This is a genomic window from Gallibacterium salpingitidis, from assembly GCF_001678495.1.
In the GTDB taxonomy this organism is placed as follows: Bacteria; Pseudomonadota; Gammaproteobacteria; order Enterobacterales; family Pasteurellaceae; genus Gallibacterium; species Gallibacterium salpingitidis.
Genome location: NZ_JTJL01000013.1, coordinates 59,607 through 77,731, shown reverse-complemented (window position 1 = coordinate 77,731; position 18,125 = coordinate 59,607). Strand labels below are relative to the sequence as shown.

At 27.9% G+C, this 18,125-nt stretch carries 15 protein-coding genes; 2 read left to right on the top strand and 13 right to left on the bottom strand.

Going from position 1 to position 18,125, the window contains the following annotated elements:
• Window positions 1-18: 18 nt before the first annotated feature.
• Both corC and lnt read left to right on the top strand, forming a co-directional pair.
• Entirely contained in the window at window positions 19-915 is an 897-nt protein-coding gene (corC, locus tag QS62_RS04100) for a CNNM family magnesium/cobalt transport protein CorC (RefSeq protein ID WP_066106337.1), read from the top strand.
• Window positions 916-1,020: 105 nt separating this feature from the next.
• Window positions 1,021-2,550, top strand: a complete 1,530-nt coding sequence (gene lnt / locus QS62_RS04095; protein ID WP_066106334.1) for an apolipoprotein N-acyltransferase — start codon at window positions 1,021-1,023, stop codon at window positions 2,548-2,550.
• 161 nt (window positions 2,551-2,711) lie between these two features.
• On the opposite strand, the gene QS62_RS04090 is transcribed toward lnt, so the two are convergent.
• From QS62_RS04090 to QS62_RS04030, 13 genes are all read right to left on the bottom strand, one after another.
• A complete protein-coding gene (locus QS62_RS04090) occupies window positions 2,712-4,418 on the bottom strand; it encodes a hypothetical protein (protein ID WP_066106331.1) in 1,707 nt (568 codons plus the stop codon).
• A gap of 2 nt (window positions 4,419-4,420) precedes the next feature.
• A complete protein-coding gene (locus QS62_RS04085) occupies window positions 4,421-6,172 on the bottom strand; it encodes a hypothetical protein (protein WP_066106328.1) in 1,752 nt (583 codons plus the stop codon).
• 482 nt (window positions 6,173-6,654) lie between these two features.
• Window positions 6,655-7,671, bottom strand: coding sequence for a dTDP-glucose 4,6-dehydratase (rfbB, locus tag QS62_RS04080; protein ID WP_066106325.1), 1,017 nt, complete (start codon window positions 7,669-7,671; stop codon window positions 6,655-6,657).
• 164 nt (window positions 7,672-7,835) lie between these two features.
• Window positions 7,836-9,875 carry a hypothetical protein gene (locus QS62_RS04075; RefSeq protein WP_066106322.1) on the bottom strand — a complete coding sequence of 680 codons (2,040 nt, stop codon included), beginning with the start codon at window positions 9,873-9,875 and terminating at the stop codon, window positions 7,836-7,838.
• Complete coding sequence (locus tag QS62_RS12230; protein WP_082966129.1) at window positions 9,868-10,248, bottom strand: GtrA family protein; 381 nt, start codon at window positions 10,246-10,248, stop codon at window positions 9,868-9,870. The genes QS62_RS04075 and QS62_RS12230 overlap by 8 nt, the downstream gene beginning before the upstream one ends.
• A 24-nt stretch (window positions 10,249-10,272) precedes the next feature.
• The gene (locus tag QS62_RS04065; RefSeq protein ID WP_066106318.1) at window positions 10,273-10,848 is read right to left on the bottom strand and encodes an HAD family hydrolase; all 576 of its coding nucleotides are present in this window, start codon (window positions 10,846-10,848) and stop codon (window positions 10,273-10,275) included.
• Entirely contained in the window at window positions 10,841-12,787 is a 1,947-nt protein-coding gene (locus QS62_RS04060) for a lysylphosphatidylglycerol synthase transmembrane domain-containing protein (RefSeq protein ID WP_066106316.1), read from the bottom strand. Before QS62_RS04060 ends, QS62_RS04065 begins: the two co-directional genes overlap by 8 nt.
• Complete coding sequence (locus QS62_RS04055) at window positions 12,787-13,533, bottom strand: sugar phosphate nucleotidyltransferase (RefSeq protein WP_066106313.1); 747 nt, start codon at window positions 13,531-13,533, stop codon at window positions 12,787-12,789. The genes QS62_RS04060 and QS62_RS04055 overlap by 1 nt, the downstream gene beginning before the upstream one ends.
• Window positions 13,530-14,558, bottom strand: coding sequence for an NAD-dependent epimerase/dehydratase family protein (locus QS62_RS04050; protein ID WP_066106310.1), 1,029 nt, complete (start codon window positions 14,556-14,558; stop codon window positions 13,530-13,532). The genes QS62_RS04055 and QS62_RS04050 overlap by 4 nt, the downstream gene beginning before the upstream one ends.
• Window positions 14,555-15,271 carry a glycosyltransferase family 2 protein gene (locus tag QS62_RS04045; RefSeq protein ID WP_066106307.1) on the bottom strand — a complete coding sequence of 239 codons (717 nt, stop codon included), beginning with the start codon at window positions 15,269-15,271 and terminating at the stop codon, window positions 14,555-14,557. The genes QS62_RS04050 and QS62_RS04045 overlap by 4 nt, the downstream gene beginning before the upstream one ends.
• A gap of 25 nt (window positions 15,272-15,296) precedes the next feature.
• Window positions 15,297-16,175, bottom strand: a complete 879-nt coding sequence (locus QS62_RS04040; protein WP_066106304.1) for a GDP-mannose 4,6-dehydratase — start codon at window positions 16,173-16,175, stop codon at window positions 15,297-15,299.
• On the bottom strand, window positions 16,175-17,209 hold the full coding sequence (gene gmd / locus QS62_RS04035) for a GDP-mannose 4,6-dehydratase (protein WP_066106301.1): 1,035 nt from the start codon (window positions 17,207-17,209) through the stop codon (window positions 16,175-16,177). Before gmd ends, QS62_RS04040 begins: the two co-directional genes overlap by 1 nt.
• Before the next feature lie 107 nt (window positions 17,210-17,316).
• The gene (locus tag QS62_RS04030) at window positions 17,317-18,075 is read right to left on the bottom strand and encodes a DUF7024 domain-containing protein (protein ID WP_066106298.1); all 759 of its coding nucleotides are present in this window, start codon (window positions 18,073-18,075) and stop codon (window positions 17,317-17,319) included.
• Window positions 18,076-18,125: the final 50 nt, after the last annotated feature.

Genomic DNA, 18,125 nt, shown 5'->3' with positions numbered 1-18,125 from the left:
TAATTAAATAAAATCGTCATGAGTGAAGAACATTCGAGTAATCCTACAGATAACAATACTAAAAAAGGGTTTTTCCAATCTTTATTAACTAATTTCTTTCCTGCGGAACCGAAAAATCGCGAAGAATTAGTTGAAGCAATCAGAGATTCAGAACAAAACGATATTATCAATCAAGAAACACGACAAATGATTGAGGGCGTAATTGAAATTTCTGAATTGCGTGTACGAGATATTATGATTCCTCGTTCACAAATTGTGTTCATTAATGCTGAACAAAGTCTGTCTGAATGTTTAGACATTATTATTGAGTCTGCACACTCACGTTTTCCTGTGATTGCCAATGATCGCGATAATGTGATTGGTTTGTTATTAGCAAAAGATTTACTCAAATATTTACGCCCCGATTCGGCTGAATTTTCTATTCACGAGGTATTACGCCCAGCCGTTATCATTCCAGAAAGTAAACGTGTCGATAGAATGTTGAAAGAATTCCGCTCTGAACGTTTTCATATGGCAATTGTTGTTGATGAGTTTGGTTCTATTTCTGGTTTAGTTACCATTGAAGATATTTTGGAACAGATTGTTGGCGATATTGAAGATGAATTCGATGAAGAAGAAGTTGAGGATATTCGTCAGCTTTCTAAACACACCTACGCAGTGCAAGCCTTAACCGATATTGATGACTTTAATCACTATTTTGCAACCGGCTTTACTGGTGAAGAGGTCGATACTATTGGCGGCGTAATTATGCAAGCATTTGGCTATTTACCAACTCGCGGTGAAACTATTCAATTGGATAATATTGAATTTAAGATCACTTCTGCGGATAGCCGACGCATTATCCAATTGCGTGTCGTTGTTCCAGATGAACAAATTGAAAAAATGGAACAACAAAATACAGTAGAAGAAGATTAATTCTTCACAGTTTTATAATTAAGAACGGGCTGAATGTCCGTTCTATTTATTTAACGCAAATGAATAACTAATATATAACAATATTTTTGTGATAAGAGATCCCATATGCCACAATATTTATTACCACTCTTTGCCGTTCTAAGTGGAATCCTCGGTGTCTTTGCCTACGCACCTTATAATTACAGTTTTTTAGCTTTTATCTCATTATTTATCCTGCTTGCTACGATTAAATACAGCAAAACGACCAAACAAGCACTATTATCTACTTTTCTATGGGGAATAAGCTATTTCATATTCGGCTTAAATTGGCTGCAATATAGTCTCTTTAACTTTGGTGGGTTATCATTTGTTCTATCGTATATAGCAGTTATCATACTCTCCATTTATCTCTCTCTATTTCCTCTTTTATTTGCTTGGATTATTCGCAGATTTGTTATTAGCCAATCCATTCTTTTAGCAATATTATGGACATTCACTGAATTTTTACGTGGTTGGTTATTTACTGGTTTTCCTTGGTTACAATTTGGTTATACACAAATTGATACTTTCTTCGCAGGTATTGCCCCATTCTTTGGTGTGCAAGGTATCACCTTTGTAATGGTCTGGTTATCTGCACTACTGATAAACTTTATTGATGGATTATTGCAAAAACAACGCAACTTCTTATTAATCAGCTCTCAAGGCTTATTAGCCGTAGTATTAATTGCTGTAAGCTATTACAGCCAGCATATCTCTTTCATAAAACAGAATACAACAGAAAAACCGCTTACCATCACCTTGGTTCAAGGTAATATTGAGCAACAATATAAATGGGATCCTGACCATCTTTACCAATCATTAGATATTTATAAAAATCTAGTAGAATCACATCTTGGTAAAAGCGATATTATTATTCTGCCGGAATCGGTATTACCATTATTAGAGAATCAATTAACACCGTATATTGATATGCTTTCAAGATTCTCACAACAATCCAATACTGCAATTTTATTAGGTACCATTTATCAAAAACCTAATACAGATCAGTTATTTAATTCATTAATTGCGCTTACGCCAGATCAACCTTATTCAATTGAATCAGCACCACGTTATTTAAAACATCATTTAGTACCATTTGGTGAATATATTCCATTATCTTTTATCAAGGAAATATTAGATATTCCATTTTCTGATATGACTCCTGGTAGTGCTAAACAACTCCCTCTAGCAATAAAAGGTGCAAAATTCACCAATGCCATCTGTTATGAGATAATTTTTGATCGTCAAGTTCAGAATAGTATTCAAAATGACAGCGATTTCATTCTAACAGTATCTAATGATGCTTGGTTTGGTACCTCTATTGGTCCATGGCAACATTTCCAAATGGCAAGAATGCGCGCATTAGAATTAGGTAAACCAGTTATCCGCGATACTAATACTGGAATTACTGCCTTTATTGATGCACACGGTAAAGTAATTAGCCAAGCACCACAATTCCAAGCAACAACACTTACGGCAGAAATGCACAAAACTATCGGCAAAACCCCTTTCTCTGTTTTTGGTAATACTCCACTCTATCTATTATCAATTATCTTATTTGTGATGCATTTATTGGGTGGGTTGGTTAGGAAACTTTTAATACACAAGCTTAGATAAAATAAGGTGTAGTAGACAAAATGGTTGTTAATTTTTGAAAAACTACACCAAATGGACAAGTAATTGCTAATAATTGGATCAATCGACATTATTTATCAAGCATAAAGTACATTTATTCATATAAGTGTACTTACATAAATATAATACTCTCTATTGAGAAATTAAAAATCATTAAACATAAAATTTATAGGAATAGGGAGATTATAATGTCTGCAACCTGCTAATATTAGTGGCCAATAACCATGAGCAATAGCACTCATCTTTTTTAAAATTTCATCTGATCGCTCACATTCATCAGATATAAATTTCAAAAAATCACTTTGTTCTTTATTCAAATTAAAATCATTTAATACTGCTCCATGAGAATCGATATTACGATAAAAATATTCCTCTGAAAGCTCATTAAAGAAGTAAATTTGTAAATTACAATGAAACAGAAATTGTCCTATAATACACTGAACATTTTTATAAGATTCATCATCCATCATCAATGCTGAAAAGATCGCTAAATGTGGAAATAATACTGAAGCCTGAGTAATTTTCTCCCTATATTGATCCGTTTTTTCTAATGGATGTTCTAATAATTCTTCATAATTATTAATGACTGAAGGGTATTTTCCATGTATAGAAAACATATATTTAATACATATACACATTTGGTATATATATTTAGAAAATTCTTTTACAGCTTGTGGATCAGAACTTAGAAATAAATACGCCAATGATAAATCAATTACCTGTTCTTCTTTATATGGGGTAAATAGAATAGGATTATTATTTATAAATTTTATTATTGATGCTTGCACCTTATTTATTTCATAATCAATATTATCTGCTAATTCTTGATCATAAGATATTACATTTTTTCTATACCATATAAGCCAAAGACCATAAAGAGATAATCTACCTAAAACATCAAATAACTTCATATTTATCGCTACATCACATGATGTACCAACTGCATTAGAAAGACCATATCTTATATCTACATATGGAAGAATTTTATTTTTAATATATTCTCTTAATATTGTTAAATATAATGTAATTACATTATAAAAAATATTTAAAATTTTATCACCAGAACCTCGTTTATTATCAAATGAAACTTTAACTATATCCCAAGTATATAAAATAGTAAATTCTGAAGACAAAAATACACTCTCTAAATTATTTTCACTTTTACTCCAAGAATATAAGATATATAGACTTAAATATATTTGCCTAATTCTAGTCAATTGTTCTCTAATTGTTAATTCATCAAAATTAGCTAATAGTTTTATAAGATCTTTAAAATATTTATACGACATATCTGGCTCATTAATCATAGCCAAAGATTTTCTCAATAATCCTCTACAGTCTGAATTTTTAGGTAATAATTCTTCTCTTAAGAAATATCTTTCCACAAGAGAGGATAAATAATCACCATTCCATTCAGAAAAATCTATATCAGGATATTTTTCTTTCATTTTTCTCATATACGAAGTGACAGATTGTCTTATATTTTCTTTAATATCGCCACCGAAACATAAACAAATTTCTACAGATGCAGATTTATATTGTACCGGTATATGGGAATCAATGAACACATCTAAAATCTCTTCTATTGAAGGTCGTACATCTTGAGGAGTACTGCCATTCCAATTAGTTCTATCCAAATCACCACCCTTTACACAAAAAAGATAAACTTTTTTCTCTAAAGAATCTGATAAACTACCATAAGCTGCAATATCCACACCATATTGTCGACTACCTATACCAGGCTTTAAAAATACTTCAAATCCCATTTGAGATAATAATTCTGGCAAAAGTACTTCTAATTCTCCTCTCTCCTTCAACGAAGAAAGATATTGCTTTATCACTAATTTCATTATTAAATATTCTCCTTTCTAAAATTGGAAAGAGTCATATTGAGTATGCAAGGATTGAAATAAGACAATCTTGGAATATTGAGTGGATAATTATAAGATTTAACTGGAATAACTCTTCTTGAGTTTTGTTTATCTATTGTATGGACATAAATTGCTTCATTTCCATATAATAGTACTCTCTTATGACAAAATAAACTGAGAATACTTTGTTCTTCTGTTTTTTCTTTCGCTCTATCAAATTGCTTTTGAAGAAATTTTCTAAATAAAAATTTATCATAATTATTTATCTCAAGATCTTTAAATTCATATACTTTTTTTATTTCATCTTGATATATATAAAATTCAGATAATAAACAGCATGCTATATTTTTTAACTTACTATCCTCTTTCCTATCTAACTTACTCAATTTTTCGAAGTAATTATTTATATAATCAGGGTAGCTAATAAACAAATAATCAAAAATCAAACTCTTAATATCTATAATTTCTTGCTCTGAAGCTTTCACTATAACTGATTCTATTAAACTAATAGCAATATTAGGTTTATAGAAAAACCAACCAATAGATTTTTTAGCTAAAAACAAACAAATATTTATATATTTCTTATCAAACAAAGAATTATCAAACTTAATATGAAATTCCTTTATAGAATCAAACTCATAAAACAAATCATATGCACATCTCTGTAATTGATAATTATTTGATAAAAACCATCTAGTTAATAAATTGGAAAGATAGATATCTTTATAATTGTGAATTTCTCTAATAAACGTATCAAAACATGTCATAGAAATATTATATTCATTATTTTCAAAAAATTTTTCTAAGAAAGTAATACTTTTATCATATTTACCATTAACTATAAAACTCTTTAGAACTGAGTCTAAAAGTCGAATCACTTCCTTATCTGCAGACTTAATACACTCACAGACTAATAACAATATTTTTTCAATATCAGCTGTTAACTTATCTTGTTCAAAAAGAAGAATTCTTAGTGCTTCAGAAATAGATTTATTCCCTACATAATAAATATGCTCTTCTAAAAAGTTTAAAAAATGGATTTCAAAAGAAGAAGACTGCTTGTATATTGAAAATATTGTATGCATACCAGCAGCTAATAACTCATCTGAAAAAGAATCTTTAGAAATTTTTTTGATAGTTTGCCAAATTATATTTAAATTACTTTCAGTTTTATATATTATATTACCCAATATAAAGATTAACTCTGATTTTATAGTTTCATTTTCACTATTTAATAACTGAACAAGATAATCTAAATATTCAGACTCACTGATACAAAGGCCTTCAAGAAAAGCTATCTTTAGATATTTAATATTAGCATTAATATTACTTATAGAAAATTCATAGAGTTCTTTTATTCTAAGATAATCTTGTCGACAAAATTGCCTCAATGATTCTAATAAGTTATAACTGACACCAATATTCTCTTCCAAAGAAAAATAATTTATACAAGTTATAATATCTATGACTGAGGCATCTAAATTTAGAATAATTTTTCCGAAAAATTCACTAATAATATAAAAATCAACATTTTCAGTTTCTTCCCCTGAATGATTAAAAAGAGCAATAACATCAACATAATGTTCGTTATGTAACTCTATAAGTGCTTTTGCTATTAAATTTTCTTCTACTCTATCATTTAGATAATTTTCTTGGATAAATTCAAGAATTCTTTTATTATGATATGCACTAATCAATTCTTCTTTAATTACTTTTATATCTACATTCTTCATAATCTCGCTCAATTGTCTAAAAATACACTAAACACTAATAAAAATATTGTTCACACTCCATTAATAGTACTGATAACTCTAAATATACATAAAACATTTTTCTACTAATTCTCGTTTATTTTATAAAAACCTATTTATCTCTGTTAATTTGATAGAATTATTTATATAGATAAACTTAATCTGCTAATAATTTATTATAAAAATAACACTTTAACACAACCAATTCAATTTCTAACAGTTAGAAATAGTATTCCATTTAAACATTATGTTGGAATTTTAACATTGATGAATCAATAAATAGATAATGATAACTTACAATCAAATCATAAGTGTTGTTTATACATATGATGAATATGTTAATTACATATATAGGAAATTTTTTTGAAACATTGCTTAAGTATCTTTATCTTTATTTCATATATAGACTTTATTATGACAAGAAATACTAGAAAAGATTCCAGCATTTTTAGACAAGAGAAGAGTTAATTTATTAGATTATTTCTCAAATACCACTCCACCGTCTTTCTCAACCCACTTTCAAAAGTTTCTTCTGGATGCCAGCCTAGTTCTTTTCTAATTTTACTTGCATCAATTGCATAACGAAAATCATGTCCAGGACGGTCTGCGACAAATGTGATGAGATCTTTATATTCAGCTATTCCATTAGTTTTTTTTGGTGCTAACTCTTCCAAGATCTGACAAATAGTTAACACAATCTCAAGATTGGTTCTTTCATTATTACCACCAATATTGTAGGTTTCACCTATTTTTCCTTCTGTAATCACTTTATACAGTGCTTTTGCATGATCTTCTACATATAACCAATCTCGAATTTGCATTCCATCTCCATAGATCGGTAATGGTGTACCTGAAAGTGCATTTAAAATTATCAACGGGATAAGTTTTTCTGGATATTGATAAGGGCCATAATTGTTAGAACAATTGGTCACAATAGTTGGCAATCCATACGTTCTATACCATGCCCGAACGAGATGATCACTGGAAGCTTTAGATGCTGAATAAGGACTGTTTGGGTGATATGGAGTATTTTCAGTAAAAAGAGAGTTTTTATCTTGTAATTCACCATATACTTCATCCGTTGAAATATGGTGAAAACGAAAAGTATCTTTTTTAGAAAGTGGCAAAGCTTCCCAATAGCGGCGAGAAACTTCAAGCAAAGTATAAGTACCAATAATATTAGTTTCTATAAAAGCTGCTGGACCTGAAATTGAACGATCTACATGGCTTTCTGCTGCCAAATGCATCACAACATCAGGTTGATACTTATGAAAAATGTTATCTAAGGATAAACGTTCACAAATATCAACCTGATCAAAAAAATAACGTGGATTTTTTTGTACCTCAATTAAAGCTCTAGGATCTGCTGCATAAGTAAGTTTATCGATATTAATAACTTGATGATCTGTATTATTAATAATATATCGAATGACGGCAGAGCCAATGAAACCGGAACCGCCTGTGATTAAAAATTTTTTCATGACGAGTTACATAGACCTAATAAGCTCCGCTACAATTTAATACAATTTTTACTGTCTTGAATAAAATTACGAGATCGTTCCAAATAAACCAATTTTTCATTGTCATTTTCTATTTCTCACCGAAAATCATATTGAACATATATAATTCTCTCTATTAAAAACAATTAATTTGCTTTTTCAATAATTATCTCTTTAATGCTTAAATCCGAAACATTTGCATAAGCCCTTAACTCCACATCAGTACAATTTTTATATACTCTCACGTTTTTCAATGTTATTCTATCACTCCCAGAAATAATAGTAGACTTTTTATATTCTATCTTATCACTATTAGAGAATGCATCAACAAAACCAATCACACTTCCATTCTCTACATTATTACCTTCATACGAATAAATATACGTTATATTATATATACCTTCAGATAAAGGTTTATATGGACCATAAATTAATTGTCCTTCACCATCAGAGATAAATAATCCTTTATTATCTGCAGCAAAGACTGAAAAAAAATGTTTATCATTCACTTTTATTGTGTGAATGCTTTTACCTTCTTCAAAATTCCACCATGCATCTAAAGATTCATTAGAACCAGAATTGTTTATATAAGGCATAATGTTTTTACTATAAATCATTATAGTTATGTCTTGAATTTTTATTTCTTTATCAGGTTCACCAACAGATTCAATTACTGTTTCTCTAGAAATATTATCCCATTTACTCTCATCTACAAGAATAAAATTAGCGTATTTCCAACGTGAGGTATCGAAAGACAACCACTTCATTTTAGAAAGATCCGTAGGATTTGCTACAGGATTGACATATATTTTTAATTTAGAATATAAAGTTGTAATATTAGCTAGCCAAAAAGTTCCATAACCATGTGTTAACTTATTATCATTCAATACATTAATAACTTGAGAAAATTTTTCATCAGTATTAAACTTATCAGCTCTCTTTCGTTCAACATTTACTAATGTAATAAGCAAAATTATTACCAAAAAAACTTTCAGATAGATATTCCAATTAATCTTAGAATAGTTATTATTAATTCCATCCCTATAAAAAAATCTAAATTTTACTTGACTTAGCAATATAATTAATGAGAAGAATAAAAAATACATTATCCTTGAAGTATATTCAATACCTTCTTGTATTTTTACATAATCAGTCAATAATAATACCGAAATGTTCAGTATAATCATACATAAAAAAATTTGGTTAATTATTTTTTTAGTTATATGTGGCAAACTATAAAAAAGGCATACCACCAGAAATATAAGTAAAAATATTCTAGGAATATATATCATCACTTCGAAGATAGGTTTGTTAAAAATATCTATTCCAAATAAATACAATATCTCAGCAAAAACAAACTGAATTTTATCTATCAGTTGTTCAAAAGGTATTATTTTTATCACATCATCACTGTAATAAAGCTCAATACCACTTCCACTTTTTCTTAATACAATTTCAAAAATCTTTTCAAGAAAAACAATAATTATAGTAAAAATAAAATTTTTTAATAAAACTGATATTGATTTATTATAAAATTTATTTTTAAGAATGTTTAATATATATATAAATATAATAGATGAGATAATAAAATATAAAGTTAATCTATCTGAAAATATAGCCAGAAAAAAAAGAAAGGATGATATAATTAATTTTAAATCAATTTTAAATAAATTATTCTTAATATGCAAATATGATGTAATATAAATAAATGGAAAACATAATAGTAGAATATCTAAATGTGCGCCAGCAATAATTTTTATAGACTGAGAAAAATAACAAGAAGTATAGATTAATGTGAGAATCAAAAGTATTTTATTATTATCCATTTTATCATTTAGGCTTATTGTCAAATAAACTACCATTGAAACTGTTAAAGCCCAAAGTAATGAAGAGAAAACATATATTAAATTTATATTGTATCCAAATAACTCTCCTAACAATCCATACATTACATCTAAGAAATAAAATGTATTAGTTGATCCATACCACCCATCTAAAAAGATATTACCCGACATAATATCTTTACCAGCAATTACGTAGTAAGCATGGTCAGAATTTACAATCATTATATCTTTTATATAGAAAAAATAGATAAGAAAACTGACGAGAAATATTATTCCCAAAACTATCATTTTTGTCTGTGAGAAAAAATAAATATTATCACTACATATTTTTTTCTTAATCATATTTAAAAACCCAATAACGTTGTAATGTATAATTAAAAATTGTTGCAATTCCTGTTGCCATCAAAAATGAGAGCATTTTGTCATTAATTATATTGAAAGTAATAGAATTTATCCCTGTGTTAATTAGTATATTCAAAAATTGTGAAATCATATATTTAGTAATTTCCGTCTTTAAATAGGAATTTCTCCTTGAAAAACTCCAAAGTTTATTTAGAAAATAATTAACTATCGTGGAAATAGTCATAGAAAAAGCTTTGCTACATAATATGCCAATAGGTTCGAAAAGTAGCATATATATAAATAAATCGAGTATTGTACATATTCCACCTACAATCAAAAATTTTATTATAATTTTATAAGATGATGTTAACATAAATTATATTATAATAATATACTATCAATTAAAGCCAAAAATTTGTATATATGATGCCTTACTTAGTTTTGCAGCATTTAAACCAACTTCTGAATCTTCAAAAATCAATGTATTCTCTGGAGTAGCTGCAGCTATATTCATTGCAAGAATATAACACTCAGGATCTGGCTTAGTGTTACTCACATCTTCTTTAGTAATTATAAAATCAAATAATTCTATATCTCCAAACTTTTCTAAAATATCTAACGTATTATGCCTAGATGCTGTTGTTGCAATGGCCGTAATATATTCATTTTTAATACTTTGAAGAATATGAAAAAGGTGATTGTTTCTTTTTGAATAGTGCAGATATTGCTTATATATATTTAATTTCTCTCTATGAATTCTTTCCATATCACCAATTGAAATTTTTTCAATTATTTCTGGTAGAAAAACTTTATAATTTCTACCATTACAAAATGTTTTAAAATATTGATAATCTATACTAGGACTAAATCCATATTTTTGCATTGCAACCACATAAGAATTAAAATTAACTACTGTCGTATCATATAAAGTTCCATCTAAGTCAAAAACAGCTAGTTTATTTTTTTTATCCATTATTTTCTAATCTCCAAACATCCGCTAACACTTGTAATAAACCAGTATAAAACACTACCGATAATTTTTCATCTTTTCTAATTTTATATGGCATTAATCTTAACCAATGAACAACTTCATGATAATATATACTTAATATTTCTTTTTTATCAAATCTTCTTAAAAGATAATCTCTATATTTTTTATAAATTTTTCCATATATTTCCGTTTTTAGTAATAAGTAATTAACATTATCTTCATCTATGGAAACATTATTCACCATCATCAAAAATTCATAATTACCATGCAAAGACTGTAGTAATTTTGCATAATCTAAGAATGGCGAATCATGTAAATTTCCTGTATTAGGATCAATAAAATAATAATTATCAGGTATTACACTTTTCATAAATTCATATTCACATTTATCTATATCATAAGGGTTAGATAAGCATACAATATTTTCAATAGTTAAATCTCCATGAATATCTGAGTACCAATCGTCCTTAAAAATATTATATAAATGAGAAAACTCAAACATATCTTCATAGAATCGTAATGTTTTTAATTGTTTTCCATTCACTCTAACTTCTTCGAATTTTTCTAAATTCATTATATATTTATTCTTATTTTTTATAATTTCTAAATTCTTATAAATTTTATTAAAAATATATTCTTTTATCTTATAATCATCAGCCTTTCTATTATTTTTAGAATATAATCCAAAGCTAATATCATTCAAAGCTGATTCTAATATGCTCCAGCTATTAGCAATTGGCATAGTGTGTATATACTTAAATAGACCTACTGCACTAGCATAACTATACATATCATATGAACAAAAACTTCCTCCAATTCTCTTATTTAAAATAAGAGGTAATGGTATATCACTTCCATGATGCTCTATCCAATCTACTTGTTCAGCTAATTTCACACCGTCATCATCAAACGCATATTTACGGAAATACATCTGATCATTCTTAATAATTAAGATTGTTGAAGCATTCGAGCCTGCAGAAAAATCTTCAATAATGACTACATTTTTATTCATTTTAATATAATTTTTTATATGCTCTCGATTTTCTTCAGCATAATATATTCGTAAAAAAGCTAACTTATCTGTCTTGCTTAATTGTGGTAATATAATCTTATAATTGAAATTTTTAGAATTCTTAGAATATTTATTGTATGAATAAGAAATCACAAAACAAATAAGTAGTGGACTGAGTAAAAATACTAACCAGAGATATAATATATTATTATCTACTTGATAGACACTTAGACCAGAAAATAGGATCGAAAAAATTTTTAAAACACTATAACTCTCATCATTATAAAATTCATAGATACTTTTAGAAAAAAGTATATAAGATAAAATATAAGATCCCCATATAATGATTGAGTATATAAAAAATTTTATTCTATTAATATTTAAAATAATATCTTTTATTGATGCGATTGATAAATATGATGTGTATAATAAACCAAATTCGATATTTTCATTAAAAATCGTAGAAAAAATTGAGATATATTTTTTTACCCATTTTCTATTAATAACTATTAGCATAGTAATGAATATTACTATACACATAAATACTATATAGTACGAGGCTATATTATTTATATACCCCCCCCCATCTTTTATGTAATTATTAGCATAAAGGGTAAAAATAATAAAAAAGAGTCCAACAGTCAATAAATCAATATACAAATCAGCAATAACTGTTGCTATAGAAAAAGGGTATCCATTTTTTAATTTTCTCCCTGAGATTAATATTCTAACTATATCTCCTAATCTAGTAAGTGGAAAAAAAATATTTAATATATGACCTACAGATAGAGCGTTTAGTAAATTCCCATAATTTGGTGTTTCATATATAGAAATATAAAGTCCCCATCGCCTTACTTTATATAAATGCCCTATAATCATAAAAATAATAGAGAAGAATATTAAAAACATTATATTAACTCCAGATAAGCATCAGATTGTTTAGCAATAATAAATTCATCAGGAACACCAAATGGTACATGAAAGTCAGTTAACATACTTTTTATAATTTGTCTATGCCCAATCATAATATTATATACACCACTCATATAATATTCATTATATCTACAGTTACCTAAATATTCTAATGCAGCCCTCTTGAAGCAATCTACATCCTTAAAATAATAGCAACCACATATAGCTTCATTACTTATCACTTCTTTTTCTACTGTCCTAATAATATTTCCTTCATTATTTTTTTGTATAAAACTATATTTATTGCTATCTGATTTAAAAGTTAACAAAATACCATCTATAGATTCATCTATTCCATTTTTACAGAATAGATTCAATGGTGAACATTTAAAAAGATGATCACAATCATTAAAGACAAGGGGATAATTATCTTTGATTATATCTATACCTTTCATACAGGTAACAACTGCGCCTTCTGTGACATCACTGATTACTTGAATTTTTGCATCAGGAAACTCTTTTATAATTTTAAGATCTATGTCATATTTTTCTACATGTTCTCTTAAAACTATAAATTGTAAGGTTTCTATTTCAATAAATTTAGCAATTGATCTTGTTGCCCAATAAAAAAAAGGCTTTCCATAAATCTCTATTAATGGTTTTGGAATATTATAACCTTCCTTATAAAAACGTGAACCTCTACCAGCCATCGGCATCACAAGATGAATTTTATTTTTTTTCATTTCTTATTTTTCTCTAATTTATTCAGCAAACTACATTCTGATTCTATTAATTTCTTTAACCCATCCTCAATTGAAATTTTCGGAGTCCATCCATATTTTTTCTTCGCATAAGAATTATTACATAAAGTATATTTATTAATTTCATGGCTGAGTATAGACTCATTCATTGAATATTTACCTTCAAATAAACCAGGATACTTTCTCCAAAAATGAGAATTATCTGCAAATTTAGAAGTGATATCTTTACGCATAATATTTTTTGCTATTTCATATAATTCATTAACAGAGTAATTTTGATTAGATGATGCATTTACTATGTCAAAACCAACAGAATCTTGTACTGCTATTGCTAGGTCGATCAGATCTTCTACATAAATATAATCTCGCCTTTGCTCTCCTGTCGAATGAAATATTGGCTCTCTACCATAATAAAGCTCTTTTACCATATATGCCACAAGAGGCGGATGTACTCTTAAACAGTCAACATGTGGTCCATAAACATTTGCTAATCTTAAACAAGTCACACTCATACCATATGTGTCACTATATGATTGGGCAAACCTCTCTGAAACATACTTCGTATTAGGATATATTAAAGTCGGTAAACTTAAATCACTTTCAATACATGGGAAAGTCGTCGAATTTTCATATATAGCATTAGTACTTGCCTGGATAACTTTTTTAACACCATAAACCCTCGAACTCTCAAGTAAATTAACAAAACCAATTACATTCACATCTATAGCATCTTGTGGATGTAATTGGCAATCTGGTAAGGGAGCAATACCTGCAAAATTATAGACAAAATCTATTTCATGTGATTTAAATATCGATTTTATTCCTTCTTTGTCACGGATATCCATATTTATTACATCATGGATAAAATTATGATCATCAAAAATTAAATTATCTTCTCTACCATATGAAAAATTATCAATCAGAATAAGTTCTGCCTGATTTTTCCATAGTCTATGAGCAAGTTGTGAACCAATAAAACCAGCAGCACCAGTGATTAATATTTTCATAGTACTTTCTCTCCTTTCTTAATTTTAATGCTATTTATAAAAATCTTTTTGCTCTGGGAAAGTTTGGATAAAAATCCTTGATTCCAAGAAGAAAAGCCATTTTGTCTCTTAAATAAATTAACTATTTTTCTTTTTACAAGAAATTTTTTAGATATGGCTTCTACATAAATATATAATTCTAAAGAAAAATCATTTGGCATACAGTCAATATTATCAATCAATGATCTGTGAAATAACACGGGTATAGCTCCTATATCATACATATAATGAGTGAAAAGAATACTATTAAAGATTGATTGTCCCATAGTAAATATTTTATCAATAAATGATCTATTTTTTCGTACCCCTTTGATAAATAAAAATTTCTTTCTATTATCTTCTTCTATTACTATATCAAAAAAATACATTAATTCTTCAATAGGTACTTGCATATCAGCATGTATCCAACCAATATATTCCCCTATAGCAACTTTCATCCCTTGCTGAATGCCATATCCATAGCCTTTATTCTCTTCTACATATACTACTTTTATATTATTATATTTCCCATCAATATATTGTCTGAAAATATTTTTACTATCATCCTTAGATCCATTGTCTACAAGAATATATTCAACATTATATGATTTTTGTAAATTATTAATGCGATCTACTAAGTTAAGAATATTAGCCTGTTCATTATAACATGGAATGATAATTGAAAATTGTATCATTCAATTTACTCCTTTTAAAATAAATTTACTGTATGAATATTTCTGATAAGATATCACGCATTTTTCTAAATTTAATATTGCCTAATAACTTTTCTAATTTAACCTTAGAACCTGTTAAAGTTTTAATTTCACCTTTACGAACAAATAATGGATTTACTTTGATATTCATTTTATATCCAGCAATTTCATTCATGATATCAATGACATCTAATAATTTAATACCTTTGCCACTACAAATATTCACAATTTCACTATGAATATCGCTTTCTAGCAATCGTTTATAAATATCACACACATCTTCAACAGAGTTAAATTCTCTTGCTACATCTAAATTACCAAGTTCAATTGTACTTTTTTTCTCACGATAATGTTTAACAATTTTAGGTATCAAAAAATGATCTGCCTGCCCTATGCCTGTATAATTGAATGGTCGAGCAATAATGATAGGAAGTTTATCAAAATAATTTCTTGCTAAACATTCCATAGCATATTTACTCATACCATAATGATTACTAGGTTTTGGATGAAGAGATTCATCCAAAACTTCTAGCCCTTGATTACCATATACGGTTGCACTACTTGCTAAAATAATTTTTTGAATATTTAAATTTAATTCAATCACTGACTCAAGCAAATTTGTTGTTCCAACTGTATTAATAGCATAGAAATCATCATTCTTATCATGAGCAGCAAAAGATATTCCTGATAAATGAATGATAAATTCAGGTTTAACTTTTTCCAGCACAGACTTAATTTGTTGTTTATCTTTGATATCACAAATTGAAACCTTGTCAGAAATATTTTTTACAGATGTTCCATAAACATCATACTTAGCCATTGTTAGGCATGTTTTTAGATAAGCACCTGTAAAACTATCGATCCCAGTAATTAATACTTTTATCATTAAAAACTAAACCCAAATTTATTTCTTCTTAAATCTTCTTTAACCATCATAGAACAAAGTTCTTCAAGAGTACACTTAGGTTCCCAACCTAATACTTTCTTCGCTTTTTCAGGATTACCGATCAATAAATCCACTTCTGCAGGTCTGTAAAATTTAGGATTTACTTTTACTAAAACTTTTCCTGTTGCTTTATCAATAGCAACTTCATTTTCTGCTGATCCTTTGAATTCTAATTCAATATCAACAGCTCTAAATGCCATAGTAACAAAATCTCTAACCGTTTCTGTTCTATTAGTAGCAAGAACATATGTATCAGGTTTATCTGCTTGAAGCATCAAATACATTCCTTCTACATAATCTTTTGCAAAACCCCAATCTCGTTTAGCATCTAAATTACCTAACTCTAAACAATCTAGTTTGCCAAGTTTTATCTTAGCCACAGAATCAGTGATTTTTCTAGTAACAAATTCTCTACCGCGTAATGGAGATTCATGATTGAATAAAATTCCGCTACAACCGAAAATATCATATGACTCTCTATAGTTTACAACCATCCAGTGAGCATAAAGCTTAGCTACACCATATGGACTTCTTGGATAAAATGGTGTCTTTTCAGTTTGTGGGATCTCTTGTACTAGACCAAACATTTCGGAAGTACTCGCTTGATAGAATTTAATCTTTGGATTAACAATCCTAATCGCTTCTAATAAATGTGCACAACCAAGCCCCGTAATATGAGCTGTAGCTAATGGTTGCTCAAAAGACACACCAACAAAACTCTGCGCTGCCAAATTATAAATTTCATCTGGCTGTATTTTTGCAACCATTCTGATGGTGTTTGATTGATCAGTAAGATCATATTCAACTAAATGAAGATTTGGATGATTTTGAATACCCAATTCTTCAATACGCCAAAAATTCACTGATGCCGTTCTTCTGTAAGTACCATATACTTCATAGCCTTTACTTAACAAAAGTTCTGCTAAATAAGCACCATCTTGACCTGTAATACCTGTAATTATTGCTTTTTTCATTTATTGATACCTATTCATATTAAATATACTAGTAAAAGGTTTATTATATACTAGAATATCTATAACTTTAATATAATTGTGATACTATCTTTATTCCTAAATAAACTTCACTTCAAAATTCTTAAAGAAGCAAAACTTAAGCCTAATTTTCTTGTATCATTACTTTGCTGCAAACTTTTTGGGCTAGTTGGTTTTGGAGGGACAATTTTAATAGTAGTTGCATTTTCAATATCATAAAACTCCAATTCATATTTTCTAATACTGGAATCTACTAATTTTAATTTTTTTATTTTTCCTCCAATTTTAACAGTAATAAAATTCCCTACATTTTGATATCCCCCAATTTCTAATTCTAACTTAAAATTTTTAGGTAATGCTTCTTTAAATGCAAATTCTACATACTTATTTAAATTAACATCAGACCAACGTCCCCAATCTTCTAAATATGAAATACCTGACACATTTGCTAAAAAATCTGGATAGCCTTCTTTATTAAAGATAGTACCTTCACTCAAAGTCGCTCTATATCCAAGAATTGTCTTTAATATTATATTTTTAGAACAAACACTTTCATTAAAAGAATTATGGAAATCCCACTTATTAGCATATATTCTATAAAAATAACCTAATTCATGGCATATCATGTAAGATTCATCATGAATATCATCTACATGAAATGCATATGCTTTGATACCAGCTTTGCTCATCTTCAATAAGTCAAAATATCTTTGCTCTAAATTATTCCTACTTGTTGCAATGTATTTAATATTCTTATTAATCAAAAAATCTGTCTTATCTCCTTTAATCTGTTCTATAATTCTCCAAGTTGGCATAGCTTGGATCCCCGCTAGTAAAGCTTCATCCACGGCTTGCCACGTAAACAACTAAAAAGATGTCTTTTCGAAGCTTTCAAGAT

Excerpts from the sequence above, each read along its gene's own strand:
- corC (WP_066106337.1), top strand. The coding sequence starts at position 19 with ATGAGTGAAGAACATTCGAGTAATCCTACAGATAACAATACTAAAAAA.
- lnt (WP_066106334.1), top strand. The coding sequence starts at position 1,021 with ATGCCACAATATTTATTACCACTCTTTGCCGTTCTAAGTGGAATCCTC.
- QS62_RS04090 (WP_066106331.1), bottom strand. The coding sequence starts at position 4,418 with ATGAAATTAGTGATAAAGCAATATCTTTCTTCGTTGAAGGAGAGAGGA.
- QS62_RS04085 (WP_066106328.1), bottom strand. The coding sequence starts at position 6,172 with ATGAAGAATGTAGATATAAAAGTAATTAAAGAAGAATTGATTAGTGCA.
- rfbB (WP_066106325.1), bottom strand. The coding sequence starts at position 7,671 with ATGAAAAAATTTTTAATCACAGGCGGTTCCGGTTTCATTGGCTCTGCC.
- QS62_RS04075 (WP_066106322.1), bottom strand. The coding sequence starts at position 9,875 with ATGATTAAGAAAAAAATATGTAGTGATAATATTTATTTTTTCTCACAG.
- QS62_RS12230 (WP_082966129.1), bottom strand. The coding sequence starts at position 10,248 with ATGTTAACATCATCTTATAAAATTATAATAAAATTTTTGATTGTAGGT.
- QS62_RS04065 (WP_066106318.1), bottom strand. The coding sequence starts at position 10,848 with ATGGATAAAAAAAATAAACTAGCTGTTTTTGACTTAGATGGAACTTTA.
- QS62_RS04060 (WP_066106316.1), bottom strand. The coding sequence starts at position 12,787 with ATGTTTTTAATATTCTTCTCTATTATTTTTATGATTATAGGGCATTTA.
- QS62_RS04055 (WP_066106313.1), bottom strand. The coding sequence starts at position 13,533 with ATGAAAAAAAATAAAATTCATCTTGTGATGCCGATGGCTGGTAGAGGT.
- QS62_RS04050 (WP_066106310.1), bottom strand. The coding sequence starts at position 14,558 with ATGAAAATATTAATCACTGGTGCTGCTGGTTTTATTGGTTCACAACTT.
- QS62_RS04045 (WP_066106307.1), bottom strand. The coding sequence starts at position 15,271 with ATGATACAATTTTCAATTATCATTCCATGTTATAATGAACAGGCTAAT.
- QS62_RS04040 (WP_066106304.1), bottom strand. The coding sequence starts at position 16,175 with ATGATAAAAGTATTAATTACTGGGATCGATAGTTTTACAGGTGCTTAT.
- gmd (WP_066106301.1), bottom strand. The coding sequence starts at position 17,209 with ATGAAAAAAGCAATAATTACAGGTATTACAGGTCAAGATGGTGCTTAT.